General features: G+C 61.4%; 13 protein-coding genes. 6 read left to right on the top strand and 7 right to left on the bottom strand.

Annotated elements, in window-relative coordinates:
• Positions 1-238 precede the first annotated feature (238 nt).
• The 3 genes from BLV09_RS01030 to BLV09_RS01020 are packed head-to-tail and all read left to right on the top strand — an operon-like array spanning position 239 to position 2,239.
• The gene (locus BLV09_RS01030; protein WP_146686014.1) at positions 239-1,372 is read left to right on the top strand and encodes a flagellar basal body P-ring protein FlgI; all 1,134 of its coding nucleotides are present in this window, start codon (positions 239-241) and stop codon (positions 1,370-1,372) included.
• Entirely contained in the window at positions 1,372-1,728 is a 357-nt protein-coding gene (gene flgJ, locus BLV09_RS01025; protein WP_146686013.1) for a flagellar assembly peptidoglycan hydrolase FlgJ, read from the top strand. The genes BLV09_RS01030 and flgJ overlap by 1 nt, the downstream gene beginning before the upstream one ends.
• Before the next feature lie 19 nt (positions 1,729-1,747).
• A complete protein-coding gene (locus tag BLV09_RS01020; protein WP_100382794.1) occupies positions 1,748-2,239 on the top strand; it encodes a hypothetical protein in 492 nt (163 codons plus the stop codon).
• A gap of 14 nt (positions 2,240-2,253) precedes the next feature.
• Here the strand turns inward: BLV09_RS01020 and BLV09_RS01015 are convergent, their stop codons facing one another.
• The gene (locus tag BLV09_RS01015; protein WP_146690940.1) at positions 2,254-4,302 is read right to left on the bottom strand and encodes a TonB-dependent receptor; all 2,049 of its coding nucleotides are present in this window, start codon (positions 4,300-4,302) and stop codon (positions 2,254-2,256) included.
• Positions 4,303-4,807: 505 nt separating this feature from the next.
• Here BLV09_RS01015 and nikR point away from each other — a divergent pair.
• Positions 4,808-5,272, top strand: coding sequence for a nickel-responsive transcriptional regulator NikR (gene nikR, locus BLV09_RS01010; RefSeq protein ID WP_100382795.1), 465 nt, complete (start codon positions 4,808-4,810; stop codon positions 5,270-5,272).
• Between the two features lie 253 nt (positions 5,273-5,525).
• Positions 5,526-5,891 carry a hypothetical protein gene (locus BLV09_RS01005; RefSeq protein ID WP_100382796.1) on the top strand — a complete coding sequence of 122 codons (366 nt, stop codon included), beginning with the start codon at positions 5,526-5,528 and terminating at the stop codon, positions 5,889-5,891.
• A gap of 141 nt (positions 5,892-6,032) precedes the next feature.
• Here BLV09_RS01005 and flaF read toward each other — a convergent pair whose 3' ends face one another.
• The 3 genes from flaF to BLV09_RS00990 all read right to left on the bottom strand — a co-directional run bounded on the left by flaF (position 6,033) and on the right by BLV09_RS00990 (position 11,729).
• Positions 6,033-6,401 (bottom strand): flagellar biosynthesis regulator FlaF, encoded by a 369-nt coding sequence (flaF, locus tag BLV09_RS01000; RefSeq protein ID WP_100382797.1) that lies wholly within the window; start codon positions 6,399-6,401, stop codon positions 6,033-6,035.
• Between the two features lie 237 nt (positions 6,402-6,638).
• Complete coding sequence (locus BLV09_RS00995) at positions 6,639-9,089, bottom strand: flagellin (protein ID WP_146686012.1); 2,451 nt, start codon at positions 9,087-9,089, stop codon at positions 6,639-6,641.
• A gap of 201 nt (positions 9,090-9,290) precedes the next feature.
• Positions 9,291-11,729 carry a flagellin gene (locus tag BLV09_RS00990; RefSeq protein ID WP_146686011.1) on the bottom strand — a complete coding sequence of 813 codons (2,439 nt, stop codon included), beginning with the start codon at positions 11,727-11,729 and terminating at the stop codon, positions 9,291-9,293.
• A 370-nt stretch (positions 11,730-12,099) separates the two neighbouring features.
• On the opposite strand from BLV09_RS00990, the gene flbT reads away from it, so the two are divergent.
• On the top strand, positions 12,100-12,513 hold the full coding sequence (gene flbT, locus BLV09_RS00985) for a flagellar biosynthesis repressor FlbT (protein ID WP_100382800.1): 414 nt from the start codon (positions 12,100-12,102) through the stop codon (positions 12,511-12,513).
• Between the two features lie 164 nt (positions 12,514-12,677).
• Here the strand turns inward: flbT and BLV09_RS00980 are convergent, their stop codons facing one another.
• From BLV09_RS00980 to BLV09_RS00970, 3 genes are read right to left on the bottom strand one after another with little or no spacing between them, the layout of a single operon-like run.
• On the bottom strand, positions 12,678-14,195 hold the full coding sequence (locus tag BLV09_RS00980) for a pyridoxal phosphate-dependent decarboxylase family protein (RefSeq protein WP_146686010.1): 1,518 nt from the start codon (positions 14,193-14,195) through the stop codon (positions 12,678-12,680).
• Positions 14,192-15,442, bottom strand: a complete 1,251-nt coding sequence (locus BLV09_RS00975) for an ATP-grasp domain-containing protein (protein WP_146686009.1) — start codon at positions 15,440-15,442, stop codon at positions 14,192-14,194. The genes BLV09_RS00980 and BLV09_RS00975 overlap by 4 nt, the downstream gene beginning before the upstream one ends.
• Before the next feature lies 1 nt (position 15,443).
• Positions 15,444-16,217: a hypothetical protein gene (locus BLV09_RS00970; RefSeq protein WP_146686008.1), complete on the bottom strand. Its 774-nt coding sequence runs from the start codon at positions 16,215-16,217 to the stop codon at positions 15,444-15,446.
• Positions 16,218-16,432: the final 215 nt, after the last annotated feature.

The raw sequence follows: 16,432 nt of genomic DNA, 5'->3' as shown, positions 1-16,432 counted from the left end.
CGTTATGGTTAATGGAGCGTAAATAGCCCGGCAAAATCTGCCGTGAGGGGCAGTTTCGCCACTGCAAGGGCTAACAGAGCGTGACCTGACCTCAACATTTTATCCAGCAAAATCAAATCGCTAAATCAGAAACAGGAGATGGCACGGCGCTCGCATAGTTAATGGCGGACCGCTGTCATGGGAGTGGCGCGCGGATCCAACGCAAGACCCAAGTTACGACCTCAGCGGGGAGCAGAGGATGCAAAGCGTGTTTTCGGCGAGAGTATTTCGGGGAGCCTGCGCCGCATGGCTGGCGCTTGCATTCGCGCTGCCGGCAATGCCCGCGCAGGCGACGTCCCGGATCAAGGATCTCGCCAACATCGAAGGCGTCCGGCAGAACCAGCTGGTCGGCTACGGCCTCGTCGTCGGCCTCAATGGCACCGGCGACACCCTGAACAACGCGCCCTTCACCAAGCAATCGCTGCAAGCGATGCTCGAGCGCATGGGCGTCAAGATCGCGCCCGGCGTCACCATGCGCACCGGCAACGTCGCCGCGGTGATGGTGACCGGCAATCTGCCGCCGTTCGGCACCCAGGGCACGCGGATGGACGTCACGGTGTCCTCGCTCGGAGATGCCAAGAATCTGCAGGGCGGCACCCTGCTCGTCACCCCCCTGCTCGGCGCCGATGGCAACGTCTACGCCGTGGCGCAGGGTTCGGTCGCGATCAACGGCTTCCAGGCCGAAGGCGAAGCCGCCAAGATCGTTCGCGGCGTGCCGACGGTCGGCCGGATCGCCAACGGCGCCATCATCGAACGCGAAATCGAATTCGCGCTCAATCGCCTGCCCAATGTGCGGCTCTCGCTGCGCAACTCAGACTTCACCACGGCAAAGCGCATCGCCGCTGCGGTCAACGACTATCTCGGCGTCAAGACCGCCGAGCCGATCGATCCTTCGACGGTGCAGCTCTCGATCCCGCCGGAGTTCAAGGGCAACGTCGTCGCGTTCCTGACCGAGATCGAACAGCTGCAGGTCGAGCCTGATCTGGCGGCCAAGATCATCATCGACGAGCGCTCGGGCATCATCGTGATGGGCCGCGACGTCCGCGTCGCCACCGTCGCCGTGGCCCAGGGCAATCTGACCGTCACGATTTCCGAAAGCCCGCAGGTGAGCCAGCCCAATCCGCTGTCGCGCGGGCGAACCGTGGTGACGCCGAACACGCGCGTCGGGGTTACCGAAGACGGCAAGAAACTCGCCCTGGTAAAGGACGGCGTCTCGCTGCAGCAGCTGGTCGATGGCCTCAACGGCCTTGGCATCGGCCCACGCGACCTGATCGGCATTCTGCAGGCCATCAAGGCCGCGGGCGCGATCGAAGCCGACATCGAGGTGATGTGATGCAGTCCGGTTTGAACAGCGCCATCACAAGCCCCGCCGCCACGGCCGGGATTCCGAACTATGCCGGTCGTCCGGATTACGATCTGGCAAATGCCCTGCAGAAGGTATCACCGCAGGTCCAGGCCAAGGCCCAGAAGCAAGCGACCGATTTCGAGGCGATGTTCATCAATTCGATGTTCTCGCAGATGACCAGCGGCCTCAGTGGCGAAGGCCCATTCGGCAATACGCCGGGCACCGGCGTTTGGCGCTCGATGCTGACGGAACAATATTCGAAATCCTTCGCCAAGGCCGGCGGCATCGGTATTTCGCACGAAGTCTATCGTACGCTGATCATGCAGCAGGCCCGCACCAGCTAAATCCAGGGGAAAACCAGACATGCAACAACGTCCGCAACGCCAGCCAGCAGCCGCGCCGATCCCGATGGCCGCAACGCCGGCCGAGGCACGCAAGCTCGCCGAGGGCCTGATGGATGTGATGAGCGCCTTGCTTGGCCTCATCGAGCGCGAAACCGAGCTGGTCCGCGCCGGCAAGATCCGCGAGGCGATGGCGTTCGAACCGAAGAAGAGCGAGTTGACGCGCCGTTATGTCAACGTGCTCACGCAGCTGAAGGGCAGCCATAAATATCTGTCGGAATCAGCGCCGGAGCTTTTGACCACGCTGCATCGCCATCACGACGTGTTTCGCTCGATGCTGCAGATCAACCTCACGGTGCTGGCCACCGCGCATGCGGTGTCCGAGAGCATCGTGCGCGGCGTCAACACCGAGATGCAGCGCCGCACCATTCCCAATACCTACACCGCGGCCGGCCGCCGTGCCACGCCGGGGCCGCGCAACATCGCGCCGCTGTCGGTCAGCCGCTCGCTTTAGCTTAGCCGCCTTCCCTAAAACACGCCGGCGATCGTCAGCCTGACGGCCAACGGCTCGATCGGGTGCAGAACGTAGTCCATGACACCGTTCTGGCAAACGGCTGTCGGCGCTGTCTGGACCGGGTAGCAAAGATTATAAAGGCTGTCGGTCTTGATCAGCGATCCATAGGCGTAAGTGATCTGGTCGGCCTTGGTGTTGAGCAGATTGAGCACGTCGAGCTGAATGCGCCAGCCATTTTCCAACCGGTAACCGATACGGCCGTTGAATAGGCTCGTGGCAGATGACCGGAACGCGTTGTCCTCCGTGAGCGGGCTTGCCCCCAGATAGCGCCAGCGCAGTGTTTCGAACCAGCCGGTCTTCTCGCCGATCGTGATCCCGGCAGAGGCCACGATCGCGGGCGCGTTGGGAATATAATTGCCGGGCGCGTTGCCGATCTGCGCCTGCGGATAGCCGGCGAGCGAGGCGTAGAGGTCAGCCTGCGCGGTGTCGAAGCCGACAAATCGCGCGTGGGACAGCGCGAGGTCGCCGTCCAGCGTCAGCCAGGAAGCCGGCTGATATTTGTTGGTCCATTCGATCCCGTACCGCTGGCTGGGCCGGCTCGCCGAAGTATCGCCCGCGTCGCCATTGAACACGATCTCCGAGGCCTGATCGAGGAAAAACACGCTGACCGACGAATCCAGTCCCGCAACGACTTTGGTCCGAACGCCGACTTCCGCGCCCTTGGTTTGCACCAGCAATGGCGACGCGCCGATCGGCAATGATGCCGCGGTCGGATTTTGAACCCTGTCGACCGGCTCTTCCGTGATCGTGGCGCCGCGTGCATCGTTGCTGTGCATGCCGTAACCTGCCCCGAAGAACAGCTCCGTCTTGTGGAACGGGCCCACCACCGCGGTGAATTTGGGACTGCCGATCGCAGCACTGACGTTGCCGGAATTGTTGGCATCGAACAGCGAGTCGACACGGGCCTCATAATAGTCGCCGCGCCAGCCCGTCGTGGTCCGCAGCCAGTCGGTCCAGTGGACAATGTTTTGGGCATAGATCCCAACGCTCGCTTCTCCCACCTTGTCGCTGCGGACGTTCGACAGGAAGGAGCGTTGAAAGGTGTCGGTCAAGCCGAGGTCGATATCGTCATATCTGGTCTGGATGCCGAAGGTGGTTTCCATCGGCCGGCCGGCGAAAGATCCGTCAAGCGTTCTTGACGCATTTGCGCCCGTCATCACGCGGCCGTCGTACTGATGAAACTGATCGCCCTGGGTCGGTTTGGTCAGGAAGTAGGTGAAATCGTTGAACAGATCGAGGTCGCTTTTGACGACATAGGCATTGGCCTTCCATGACCCAGCGTCGTCGGTGCCGGCTATTCGCGCCGAGAGCGCGAACCGGTCGGTGTTGCCGCCATCGGTCGGATCTTCCTCGCCATACAGTCCGATCTGGCCCGACGTAATGGCGCGTTGCGGCACCTGGTCGGTTGAATTCCATTTGTTCGAATAGGCCATGCCGGTGATGGAAATTCCGTCCAACGCCGTGCCTTGCGTGTAGCGCAGCAGACCGTTGATCTTGCGCATGTCGTCGGGATTGACCCAGGGACCGTTATACGCGCCGGCCTCGCCCGCATAGAGCAATGTACCGTCACCGATCTTGCTCGATCCCATGCCGAAGATTCGCTGATAGCCGAAGCTGCCAGCGGTCATTTCGGCGATGTTCTTGTTGACGCTGTCGATCAGGCCGATGTGAAGATTGCCGACCGATGCGAAGTCGCCCTCGTCGGCAAAATACGGCCCCTTGCGAATCTCGAGCGTGTTGACGGTTTCCGGCATCAGCCAGTTCAAATCCGAATAGCCCTGCCCGTGCGCATGGGTTCGCATATTGATCGGAACGTCGTCGACCCAGATCGCCATGTCGGTGCCGTGATCGAGATTGTAACCACGCAGAAAATACTGGTTGGCTTTGCCCTCTCCGCTGTGTTGGGTGACGATCAGGCCGGGGACCGCCTCGAGTATTTCTCCCGGACGCGTCACCGGCCGTGCATTGAGCTCTTCGCCCGTCACCGTCATCTGGCTTGCCATGTTCGGCGGCCCGACCGGCCCATTGCCGATATCAGGAGCCCCTGATCCCGGCGCTGCCGTTTGCGCAGTTCCATTGGCGCCCAAGGCAGCCGTGGCGGCACGCTTCGGGTGCGGCCTGGCAACACGCACGCTTTGCGGCCGGGGCTTCGGCGGCGTCCGTACTGTGATGGCCGGAAGGGCGGTTGAATTTGACGTCGCTCCCGGAGAAGCCGTCGACGAGGTGTCGGAAGGATTTGTCGCGGATAACAGTTTGGCCGGCGCCGGCTGGCAAAACAGCGGTGCAAATGCCAAGGTAACAACCAGACGGTACGCGAATTTCGACACGCCGCAGCCAACCTGCTCCGGAGCGCAAGAACAAAGGCGTACATTCGCAACGCCCGGCGCGGGTTGCGATTGGAGCAGGCGCCCATCCTGCTCTTATCGGCGCTGCAAGCGTATGAACGGCCCGGTATGATGTCAATCCAAAAAGATCATACTTAAGGAAGAGACGACAAAGGAGCGCCACGTGCAGCGTTTGACCATCACGATCGATGACGATCTCGTCGCCTCGGTCGACGACTACATAGAGGCGCGAGGCTACGCCAACCGCTCGGAGGCGATCCGCGACCTCGTCCGCAGCGGCCTGCAACAGTCCAGCCTTGAGGTGGCGCAGGGGCGCGACTGCATCGCGACACTCAGCTACGTCTACGACCACGAAGCGCGTGAATTACCCAAACGCCTGACGCAGGAATTCCACGATCACCATCATTTGGCGCAAGCGACGCTCCATGTTCACATCAGCCATGACAGTTGTCTGGAAGTGACGGTGCTGAGGGGACGCAGTACTGAGGTCAAGGCATTTGCCGATCATGTGATCGCCGAGCGGGGTGTGCGCCACGGTCACGTCGTGTTCATGCCGGCGGACGCGGAAGCCGGTCCGCACCAACACGGCCATGCGCACCACGCGAGCAAAAAAGGCTCTCGGCCCTGATCGATTCGGATTGAATCAAATCGAGACTCTCTCTTTTATGCGATGCGTTTTCTGCGAACCGGTATCTGCTTCGCTTGAAACGCGACAACCGTCGGCGCCGAGATCGCCTGACGATCTCTACATTTTTCATAAAATTTTGCCGACAATATCAGAGCAATATTCAGTGCGTTCTCTAACCCCGCGTTGAGAGGTGACCGTCATAATTGCGACTGGAGGGGTTGGGGTTTGACTCGAGGAAAGCCAGGAGGCTGCCATGAGTACGGATTTCAGCATCAAGTCGGTGGGGGCGCCGGCTGCAATAGCCGTTGGGCAGCCCGTAAGCGACGCGACCAGCAACGCGGTCGCAACCCAACTGCCCGCCAACCAGGCCGTCACTGCGGCTGACCCCAGCGCCGGCGCTCGCAATGATCCGCAGCCGGCGAGCGATTCCGTGTCGCATCAGGCGTTTTTCGATCAGGCCGCAGCCTCGATCGTCTTTCAGGTCGTCAACAGCAATAACGACCAGGTCGTGGAGCAGTTTCCCGACGATGCAACGCTGCGCCGTCGTGCCTACTTTCATGCGCTTGATCTGGCCAAGGACCAGCCGGCACGTCCTCTTGCTACCGACCTCAAGGCCTGAGCTTCAGCGGTTTAGGGCATGCTCCCGACCCGAAGAGCCGCGCTATCGCAAATGGAAGCCGGTCTGATTCCGCTTGGTCGAATCGGACCGTCGAGGTGAGCAGATCCAGCCACCGGAGCGAGGCACGCACGATTCGGATTGTTACGCCCGGCCCGACAGGCCCGCGGCAATATTCGAATTGATGTCGATCAGCGACTGCAGCTTTTCCGGGCTCGGATTGGACTGCAACTCGATGGTCCGGTGCAGCACGAACACCGCGATGTTCAGGATGTTTTGGCGAACCTCGAGCGGCTGAGGATTGTCGTTGCTTTCGACTGCGCTCATGAAAATGGTCCAAAGCCGGCGATTGAACAGAAGCGCCTCGTGCATCCGCCTGTCGGCTGCGCCTTTCCAGTCCTGTTGAACTTCAACCAACTTTCTTGCTGCCATCAGCAGAGTCTGCGCTTCGATGTCACGAGGGGATGAGGATATTTGGGCAGTGCGAGCGTAGGCTTTAGCTGCGTTGGACATACATGACCTCAAACGGGGGAGTTGCGCAGGCCGTTGGCTTCGGACTGCCCACGTTTTATACGTCGCTGCTTTTAAAATAAGGTTAGCGATCGATTCCAAATGCGATCGAGCATCGTGCCGAATCGCTCTGACCGGTGACGTCGTCACCGCAAAAATACGTAGTCGCTGGGCTACGTATCCGCAACGAAAACGGCGGAGTTTCCTCCGCCGTTTCGATTTATTTCTGAGAAGATGAAATCAGCGCAGCAATTGCAGCACGCTCTGCTGCGACTGGTTGGCGAGCGCCAGCGCGGAGACCGCGATCGACTGGCGGGTCGACAGCGCCTGGCTGTTGGCCGCTTCCTCGTTCGGATCGGCGACCGTCAGGTTCGAGGCGCCGGTCTGCAGCACGTTGATCAGGTTCTTGTTGAAGTCCTGGCGAATTTCCACGATCGACAGGTTCGAGCCGAGCGCGGAGGCTTCCGTGCGCAGCATCGTGCTGGCCTGGGTCAACTGTCCCAGCACGGCGTTGGCAGAGTTGCTGTCCAGGAAGTCGGTGCCGGCGGTCAGGTTCGAAAGGCCGAGGCCGGCGTCGTTGAAGGTCACGCCGGTGATGGCCAGCTTCGAAGCGCCGGTTTCGTCGAACGTCAGGTTGAGGGTATCGCCGTTCAGCAGGTTGATGCCGTTGAACGAGGAATCCTGCGAGGTGGTGTTGATCTGCGCCATCACCTGATTGTACTGCGCCACCAGGCTGGCGCGGGTCGCCTGCGAGTTCGGATCGGCGACCGCAGCCGCGCCGCCGGCCGCCACGGCGGCGAAGGGCGAGCCCGCTGTTGTCACGGCCGTACCGCCGACCGCACCGACCGTGTCCGAAGCCGCGTTGTTGGTGGTCGTGATGGTAATCACACCGGTGGAGTCGATGCTGGCCTGCAGGTCATTCGCCGCCAACGCCGCATTGAGCTGGTTGAGCGTCGAAATCTGGTTGGCGCCGGTGCCGAAGGTGATGGAGGTCGCTGTCGTGCTGCTGTTGGTCGCAGCGATCGTCAGCGTTTCGCCGCTCAGTCCCGAACCCGCCGTGCCGGTGGCGGGCGTCGTCGTCGCTGTGACGCCGGTCGAGCCGGCACTGGCCGTGCCGGTCACGGCGGTGACTGCGATGCTGGAGGTCGTACCCGTTGTCCCCGAAGTAAACGTCAACTTGCCACCCACGACCGAAGCGATGGTGGTCGCACCGGTGTTGTCGTACTGGTAGTTGACGAGGCTGGCGACATCAGCGGCGCTCAGGCTGGCCGCGTTGAGCGGCGTACCGGTGGTGTGGGCCGTGTTGTATGCGTCGACACTTGCTTTGCTGAGCGAAATGGTCTTGGCCGCAGCGCCGTCGACCGCGACAGTGAAGGTCTCGTCGTCCGCGGCAACCGCCGCAGTACCCTTGTTGGTGGTGTCGGTGGCGGAAAGACCAGTCGCGCCGCTGGTCACCCCAGTGGCTGTGTAGCCGGTAACGGCCACCTCCGAGGACGCACCAGGGGTCGTCAATGAGGCGAACTGAAGCTGGCCACTGCCGTTCACCGACGCCGGGCCGGTGACAGGGCTGGTGACACCAGTGGAAGCGCTACCTGCGACCTGCCAATTGATGAGGTTGGCGACGTCAGCTGCGGTGAGCGCGGTGGCGGAACCGGCAAGAGTGCCGCCGGCAGTCGTGAAGGCAGCGATAGTGGTGGAATTGATGTCTACGCTGGTCGAAGCGCCGTCGATGTTCAGTGAGAACTGAACGCTCCCCGTGCCGACGTCGAGATTCGCGAAGCCGGTACCTGTAATATCAGCAGCCGTCGTCGAGCCGTCAGTACCATTCTTGGTGGTGTTGGCGGTGGGCAGACCGGTCGTGTCGGTCACACCGCCAGCGGTTGCGTAGTTGGTAATGGCTACCGACGAGGACGTACCGGTGGTGGAGGAAGTGAACTGAAGCTCACCACTGCCGTTCACCGACGCCGGGCCGGTGACAGTGGCCGCGCCAGTGGCAGGGCTACCTGCGAGCTGGTAATTGATAATGTTGGCGACGTCCGTCGCGTCGAGCGCGGTGGGACTGGTACCGTTGGTACCGCTGAGAGTGCCACCGGCGGTCTTGAAGGCAGTGACATTTGCGGCATTGAGGGTGATGGTCTGCGCAGTGCCGCCGTCAACACTCAGTTTGAAGCTAACACTGGCTCCCGCGCCGCTGAGGTCGAGATTCGCGAAGGTGCCGCCCGTAACAGTAGCCGCCGTCGCGTTACCCGCACCCGAGACGTTGAGGGTCGTGAAGGCGCCCTCGGTGACCGAACCAGAAGTCGGCGCGTTGGTGCCGAGCAGGTTATTGGCGGTGGCGCCGCTGAGGGCGGTCGAACTCACGCTGGACTTCGTGGTATAGCCGGTGGGCGCCTGCAGCACCTGGTTGGCAATCGACTGGGCGTTTGCGACCAGGCTCTGCAGCGAGGTCAGGCCGGTGTTGGCGGCCTGCAGCACCTGCACGCCGTTGCCGATACCGTCCAGCAGGTTGCTGATGTCGCTGGCGCGGTTGTTGAGGCCCTGCGCGGTAAAATATTCGGTCGGATTATCCAGCGCCGAGTTGACCTTGTTGCCGGTCGCAAGATCATTTTGCGTGGTCGCGAGCAAGGCGGCGGTTGACTGCAGCGAGAGCAGGTTCTGGCGAACCGAAGCCGAGAGAACGATACCGGACATGTGTCAGACCTTCCTACATTCAGGTACACACCTTTTATCGGCACTCCTTTAAATTATAGTTAATGACGGTTTAAGTTTCTTGATTAACGCTTTGCTACCTCGAACAGACTCCGTAACACCTTCAGAAAGCTTGCATTTTTCGCAAAAACGAAAACGGCGGAGTTTCCTCCGCCGTTTCCATTTGTTTCCTGAAAGACGAAATCAGCGCAGCAATTGCAGCACGCTCTGCTGCGACTGGTTGGCGAGCGCCAGCGCGGAGACCGCGATCGACTGGCGGGTCGACAGCGCCTGGCTGTTGGCCGCTTCCTCGTTCGGATCGGCCAGCGTCAGGTTCGACGCGCCGGTCTGCAGCACGTTGATCAGGTTCTTGTTGAAGTCCTGACGGATCTGCACGACCGACAGGTTCGAACCGAGCGAAGAAGCTTCCGTGCGCAGCGTGGTGCTGGCCTGGGTCAACGTCGACAACACGGTATTGGCAGAGTTGCTGTCCAGGAAGTCTTTGCCGGCGGTCAGGTTCGAAAGGCCGAGGCCGGCGTCGTTGAAGGTCACGCCGGAGATCGACAGCTTCGAAGCGCCGGTTTCGTCGAACGTCAGGTCCAGGGTATCGCCGTTCAGCAGGTTGATGCCGTTGAACGAGGAATCCTGCGCGGTGGTGTTGATCTGCTCCATCACCTGGTTGTACTGCGCCACCAGGCTGGCGCGGGTCGCCTGCGAGTTCGGATCGGCGACCGGAGCCGCGCCGCCGGCCGCCACGGCGGCGAAGGCTGCCCCCGATGTTGTCACGGCCGTACCGCCGACCGCACCGACCGTGCCCGAAGCCGCGTTGTTGCTGGTCGTGATGGTGATCGCGCCGCTGCTGGAGTCGATGCTGGCCTGCAGGTCATTCGCCGCCAACGCCGTATTGAGCTGGTTGAGCGTCGAAACCTGGTTGGCGCCAGTGCCGAAGGTGATGGAGGTCGCTGTCGTGCTGCTGTTGGTCGCAGCGATCGTCAGCGTTTCGCCGGTCAACCCCGAACCCGCCGTGCCGGTGGCGGCCGTCGTCGTCGCTGTGACGCCGGTCGAGCCGGCGGTGGCCGTGCCGGTCACGGCGGTGACTGCGATGCTGGAGGTCGTACCCGTTGTATTCGAAGTGAACACCAACTTGCCGCTCGCGACCGAAGCGATGGTGGTCGCACCGGTGTTGTCGTACTGGTAGTTGACGAGGCTGGCGACATCAGCGGCGCTCAGGCTGGCCGCGTTGAGCGGCGTACCGGTGGTGTGGGCCGTGTTGTATGCGTCGACACTTGCTTTGCTGAGCGAAATGGTCTTGGCCGCAGCGCCGTCGACCGCGACAGTGAAGGTCTCGTCGTCCGCGGCAACCGCCGCAGTACCATGATTGGTGGTGTCGGTGGTGGGCAGACCGAGCGAGCCTGTGCCCAAGGTGCCTGTATAGCCAGTGATGGACACCTCCGAAGACGCACCGGGGCTGGCGGCGGAAGCGATCTGAAGCTGACCACCGCTCACGGTCACCGGACCGGTGGGGGTCGTGGTACCCGTATCACCACCGAACTGGTAATTGATGAGGGCGGCGACATTAGCTGCGGTCAGGCTGGTTTCGGTGAGCGAAGAGCTGGTGTTGGTGTTGTATGTGTCAACCTCGGCCTTATCGAGAGTGATGGTCTTCGAAACGCCGTCAACGTTCAGCGTGAAGGAGGCGGTGTTGGTCGTGCTGAGATCAAGCGCCGCGAAGCCGGTACCCGTAATATCAGCAGCCGTCGTCGAGCCGTCAGTACCATTCTTGGTGGTGTTGGTGGTGGGCAGACCGGTCGTGTCGGTCACAGTACCAGCGGTTGCGTAGTTGGTAATGGCTACCGACGAGGACGTACCGGTGGTGGAGGAAGTGAACTGAAGCTCACCACTGCCGTTCACCGACGCCGGGCCGGTGACAGTGGCCGCGCCAGTGGCAGGGCTACCTGCGAGCTGGTAATTGATGAGGTTGGCGATGTCCGTCGCGGTGAGCGCGGTGGGACTGGTACCGTTGGTACCGCTGAGAGTGCCACCGGCGGTCTTGAAGGCAGTGACATTTGCGGCATTGAGGGTAACGGTCTGCGCAGTGCCGCCGTTAACACTCAGTTTGAAGCTAACACTGGCTCCCGCGCCGCTGAGGTCGAGATTCGCGAAGGTGCCGCCCGTAACAGTAGCCGCCGTCGCGTTACCCGCACCGGAGACGTTGAGGGTCGTGAAGGCGCCCTCGGTGACCGAACCAGCCGTCGGCACATTGGCGCCGAGCAGGTTATCGGCGGTGGCGCCGCTGATGGCGGTGGAGGTGACACTGGACTTCGTGGTGTAGCCGGTGGGCGCCTGCAGCACCTGGTTGGCAATCGACTGGGCGTTTGAGACCAGGCTCTGCAGCGAGGTGATGCCGGTGTTGGCGGCCTGCAGCACCTGTACGCCGTTGCCGATACTGTCCAGCAGGTTGTTGATGTCGCTGGCGCGGTTGTTGAGGGACTGCGCCGTGAAATAGCTGGTCGGGTTATCGAGCGCCGAGTTGACGGCGTTGCCCGTGGCGAGATCGTTTTGGGTGGTGGCGAGGAGGGCTGCGGTCGATTGCAGCGAGAGCAGGTTCTGGCGAACCGATGCCGAGAGAACAATGCCGGACATTTTTCATACCTTTCTGGTGTGAAATTAGAGTGCGTGCGTGGTCCCGACCTTCTTGATCGGAAGACGCGGTACGGTGAAACCAAGCGGCTAACAAAGCGTGAATTCAGCGCCGCTCCGTTAGTGCCCTGCCCGCTCCAATGAGGCGCTGGCCTCCGATCCCGGCATCGCCGCAACTTCAAAATAACCTTGATATTCCTGCACATTCTCGTGGCGCCCGGCGCCGTTTACGAAGTCTTAACCATGTTCATAAAGGATAACGGCCGCATCGGCTAAAGAGCATTTCCCGCCTCGGCTGGCGCACCAAAGCCGACATTCGTTCATACTTAGCTATAGCGACGAGGCGCGTATCAACCGGGAACGGAGAACAGGCATGGCTTTAAAAGTCGAACTCAAGCCGAATGAGCGGATCATCATCGGCAACTGCGTGATCACCAACACGGAACAGCGCGCGCGCCTGCTGATTGACGGCGAAAACGTTCCGATCCTGCGCGAGAAGGACATTATGACGCCGCAGGCCGCCGACACCCCGGCCAAACTCGTCTATCTGGCCGTGCAATTGATGTACATCTCGCCAGACCCGCAGGGCAACCACAGCACTTACTTCCATCTGTTGCGCGATATCGTGACTGCCGTGCCAAGCGCATGGCCGATCATCGAAGGCATCAACAACAGCATTTTGAGCGGCGATCTGTACCGCGCGCTGAAGGAAGCCCGCAAGCTCGTCGCCTACGAGAAGAAACTGCTCGAACAGACCGAAGCGGCACTCGGCAAGCACGCGGCCTGATTCAGCGTAGCCGAACAAACTCCGGGACCTTCTCGGCTCTGATTGAATCAGAACCGAGACCCTAACCTGTTGCTTTCGGGCGACCGCCCCGCGCCGGCCATTGCCTACCCCGCATCAAACGCGAGGCTGGCTTTTGCTCGAACGCGCCATGAAGAAGCGATCGGTCACATCGCCAATGGCGGAGACGGCTCGACGTTCACCACGACGCCGGCCCCGGAATTCGATCGCTGCGCTCCGAATTCAAGCACCGCCGATATCAGCGCGTCGATATCGCAGGTGTCGGTGCGATGATTGACGATGGCGGCCCGTATCGCGAGCTGTCCATCGAGAACCGTCGTCGACGGCGCCGCGATCCCGGACTCCTGAATATCGACGACGATATTGCCGTTCACCTCGTTGGCGTCCGCAGCGCGATAGCGGAAGCAGACGATGTTAAGCTGGACCGGCGCCAGCAGCTCGAGTTGCGGTTCGGCCAGGATCCTTGCTTCCAGATAGCCGGCGAGCGCACAGGTGCGCGCGATAACCGCTCCCAGCTTTTCAGTCCCATAGGTTTTCAAGGTGAACCATGTCTTGAGCGCCCGGAAGCCGCGCGACAGATCGGGCCCGAGATCGCACGGCCACTGCGAGCCGGCGGCAAGGCCTCTGGTTTCCCGGCGCAAATATGCAGCCGGCGCGGAAAACGCATCGCGGTGCTGCCGGCCGTCGCGAACGAGCAGGAAGCCGGCGTCATAAGGCACCTGCCCCCATTTGTGAAAATCGAGCGCGATCGAATCGGCGTTTTCGATTCCGGCAAGCCGCGGCGCAAGCGCGGGCGCAAGAATTCCAAGAGCGCCATAGGCGCCGTCGACATGAAACCAGAGCTTCTGTTCCCGGCACAGCGCACTCAGCGCAGCGAGATCATCGATGGCGCCGATATCGACCGTGCCGGCCGAGGCAACGACGAGAAACGGTTTCAGCCCGGCCTCGCGATCCGCCGATATCTGGGCGCGCAATGCGGCCACGTCGATGCGATGGAATTGATCGACCGCGATAGAACGCAACGCATTGCTGCCGAAGCCCGCAATGTCCATGGCTTTTGTGATGCAGCCATGTGCCGCCTTCGAAGTATAGGCTGTCAGCAACGCACCTTCGTTGCCGATGCCGTGTTGCCGGACGGGCTGCCCCAGCGCCGCCGTACGCGCCACCAGCACTGCCATCAAATTCGCCATCGACGTGCCCGTGACGAAAATTCCGCTCGCCTCGTCGGGGAAACCGAACATCGATCGTGTCCATTCGACGACCTGGCGTTCGACCTCGACCGGCATGTGATCGCGTCCGCCGAGATTGGCATTCAGTCCGGCTGCCATCATCTCCGCCAGCATGCCGACGGCGGTGCCGCCGCCATGCACCCATCCCATGAAGCCGGGATGAACATTGCCCGTCGCATAGGGCACGACATGGTCGGCGAATTCGCGATAGACTTCGCCAAGATCGGATGATTGACGTGGAAGCTCCGCACGAAACCGCGCACGAACGTGATCGGGGATTGGCGACCAGACCGGACGCTCGCGGATGTTGGCTATGTAATCGAGCATGTCATCGAGCATGCGATGACCCTGCGCGCGGACGTCGTCCCAGTTCTGTGGATCGAGCGTCTCGCTCGGTTCTGACCGCAGCGGCCCTTCGCGCAACACAATCGTCATGCAGCACACTCCTGATCTTCCCGGCTGCGGCGTTCAATCATCGCTGCGAACGCATCGAATATCCTGCGCATCTGGGGTAGCTTGTAGGGAAAGACGTCGGCCGGATCCATGTCGTGGACAATTGCCGTATTGTCGGCTTCGAAAACCAGCAACGATCCGCCTTTGGTTTCGGCGCAATCCACGATGAAGTAATCGAGGCCGATCCGCTCAGCGATACCGAGCAGCGCCGGCGCATGGCGGCGCGCGAAGCCGATGTCGAATGTGCGCATGAACGTTTCTTCTTCAAGACGCTTGCTTGCGCTCTGCGGCATTCCGGCGTTGAGATACCAGATGTCCCAACGGTCGGCGATCGCCAAATGACATGCATAGGGCCGGCCGTCGACGAACACGATCCGGCATTTGCGAAACAAGCCGTCCTCATCGGAGTAATCGACAAAACGCGAGATGAAGAAATCCTGTTCTTGTCTCGCGGAAAGATAACGCTGCAACGCGGCGCGATCGTCGAGCTTTGCCAGACCTGCGCCGGCATGCGACCCGCGCGGCCTGACAATGAGGGGAAATACAAGATCGTCCGCGACCTCACGAAGCATGAGAGATGAACGTGACGCGTCCAGCAACTGCGCGCGCGACACTGCGGTGGTCGTCGGAATTTCCAGGCCTGCAATTCCCTCAAGCAGGCGATGCAGCTTGTCGCGATCGAGATTGCAGACGAGGCGCGGTGCATTGAGAAGCGGCCGTGGCCAGCGCGCAGCCACTTGATCGATTTTCAGGAGCGCCTCGCGACACTCCTCCGAGTCCGAGGCGATCACGATGGCGACATCGTGATCGGGCAGCGGCGACGGCAGTTCGACGTCCGCCATGACGTACAGCGTCATCAGTTCGATGCCGGATCCTTCCAGCAGGAATTCGACCGGCGTGTTGCCGCCCATGTCGGTTGCCGCCGCGAGCGCCAGAACGCGCAGCCGCGGCACTTTCGAAGCGCACGGCGAACGGAACAATTGATGGGACGCGAGGATTGCATCCTGGATTGCAAGCCCGGCTTGTTTGTCACCCAGCAACTGCGCGATCAGCGATAGATCGAGCCCCTCGCCCGGCTCGATGGTGCCGTCGATCAGCTTGCTGATCAGGGCCTGCCACAGCGGACGAAGATCGGTGCCGCCGGCCGACATCCTCGCAAGCCGCGCCACCCCGATGCGATCAGCGGGAGATTTGAACGCAGCCGCCTGCGCTATGGCAGCGGATGGCATCTCACGCCGCATCGGATGCGGGCACCGCCGCGCCAAACTGCGACGAGACGTCGCCGTGAAATACCGACGGACCGACATGATCGAGGCGGCTCTCGAGATCAGCCCAGATCTCGCCGCCGATATCGGTCCAGCGTTTGCAGAAAGCAAAATCTTCGCTGAGATAGGTTCCGCTGCCCGGATCGATCATGCATTCGAACAGCGCAAACCGGTTGGGGCTTCCGGCGAGATCATCGATGGAATGTTCGCGGAAGAATTGCAGCGAGGCGTAGGCAGCGCACATTTTCTCGAACACATGACGCCGGATCATCAGGAATCCTGTTCCGGCGTAGCGTACGCGGGTAAAGCCGTTGACGACGGCGACGTGATCCGGATCTTCGAGCTCAAGCACGTAATCGAGCGCGGCCGGCGCTATGTCCGGCCGCTTGGCCTCGACCGCCCGCTTCGCCTTGTTCCAATTGACGCGTTTGATCGGATAGACCGCGGCCACCACGTCGGCGCCGGATTCGATCAGACGAAACACCTGCTCGGGCTGAAAGCCGATATCCGCATCCACGAACAGGAAGTGCGTTGCCGAGGGATCATTGAGAAACTGCGTCATCAGATTGGCGCGCGCGCGCGTGATCAGCGCATCGCCATCCCGCAACAGCACCTTGAATTCGACATTGGATTTGGCGCTCAGCGCGTTCTGCAGGCGGAAGATGGAGCTGGCATAGATGCTGGAAACCTGGCCGCCGAAGCACGGCGTCGCCACCACCAGGTGAATTCGGTCGGTCATGAACGGCTCCGAAAGCAGCAGAAGTGCCGCCTGCATTCCTCACCAAACAGTAAATAGACGTGGTTAACGAAATCCTAACGGCCGATGGACCACCCTGCCCTTGAGGCTGTCAGCATTTCCGAGCGAAACGGGACCCGCACGCGTGCAGAAAAGGCGTCAACACAAGCAAGATTGGAGTCCGGCCTTGGTCGATCAGAGGCCGAACGGTCTCCAGC

This window comes from Bradyrhizobium canariense (genome assembly GCF_900105125.1).
GTDB lineage: Bacteria > Pseudomonadota > Alphaproteobacteria > Rhizobiales > Xanthobacteraceae > Bradyrhizobium > Bradyrhizobium canariense_A.
This window is presented reverse-complemented; position numbering and strand designations above follow the sequence as displayed.

Coding starts and splice junctions, on each gene's coding strand:
- flgJ (WP_146686013.1), top strand. CDS start 1,372: ATGCAGTCCGGTTTGAACAGCGCCATCACAAGCCCCGCCGCCACGGCC.
- flbT (WP_100382800.1), top strand. CDS start 12,100: ATGGCTTTAAAAGTCGAACTCAAGCCGAATGAGCGGATCATCATCGGC.
- BLV09_RS00990 (WP_146686011.1), bottom strand. CDS start 11,729: ATGTCCGGCATTGTTCTCTCGGCATCGGTTCGCCAGAACCTGCTCTCG.
- BLV09_RS01005 (WP_100382796.1), top strand. CDS start 5,526: ATGAGTACGGATTTCAGCATCAAGTCGGTGGGGGCGCCGGCTGCAATA.
- flaF (WP_100382797.1), bottom strand. CDS start 6,401: ATGTCCAACGCAGCTAAAGCCTACGCTCGCACTGCCCAAATATCCTCA.
- BLV09_RS00970 (WP_146686008.1), bottom strand. CDS start 16,217: ATGACCGACCGAATTCACCTGGTGGTGGCGACGCCGTGCTTCGGCGGC.
- BLV09_RS00975 (WP_146686009.1), bottom strand. CDS start 15,442: ATGCCATCCGCTGCCATAGCGCAGGCGGCTGCGTTCAAATCTCCCGCT.
- BLV09_RS00980 (WP_146686010.1), bottom strand. CDS start 14,195: ATGACGATTGTGTTGCGCGAAGGGCCGCTGCGGTCAGAACCGAGCGAG.
- BLV09_RS00995 (WP_146686012.1), bottom strand. CDS start 9,089: ATGTCCGGTATCGTTCTCTCGGCTTCGGTTCGCCAGAACCTGCTCTCG.
- BLV09_RS01030 (WP_146686014.1), top strand. CDS start 239: ATGCAAAGCGTGTTTTCGGCGAGAGTATTTCGGGGAGCCTGCGCCGCA.
- BLV09_RS01015 (WP_146690940.1), bottom strand. CDS start 4,302: ATGGCAAGCCAGATGACGGTGACGGGCGAAGAGCTCAATGCACGGCCG.
- BLV09_RS01020 (WP_100382794.1), top strand. CDS start 1,748: ATGCAACAACGTCCGCAACGCCAGCCAGCAGCCGCGCCGATCCCGATG.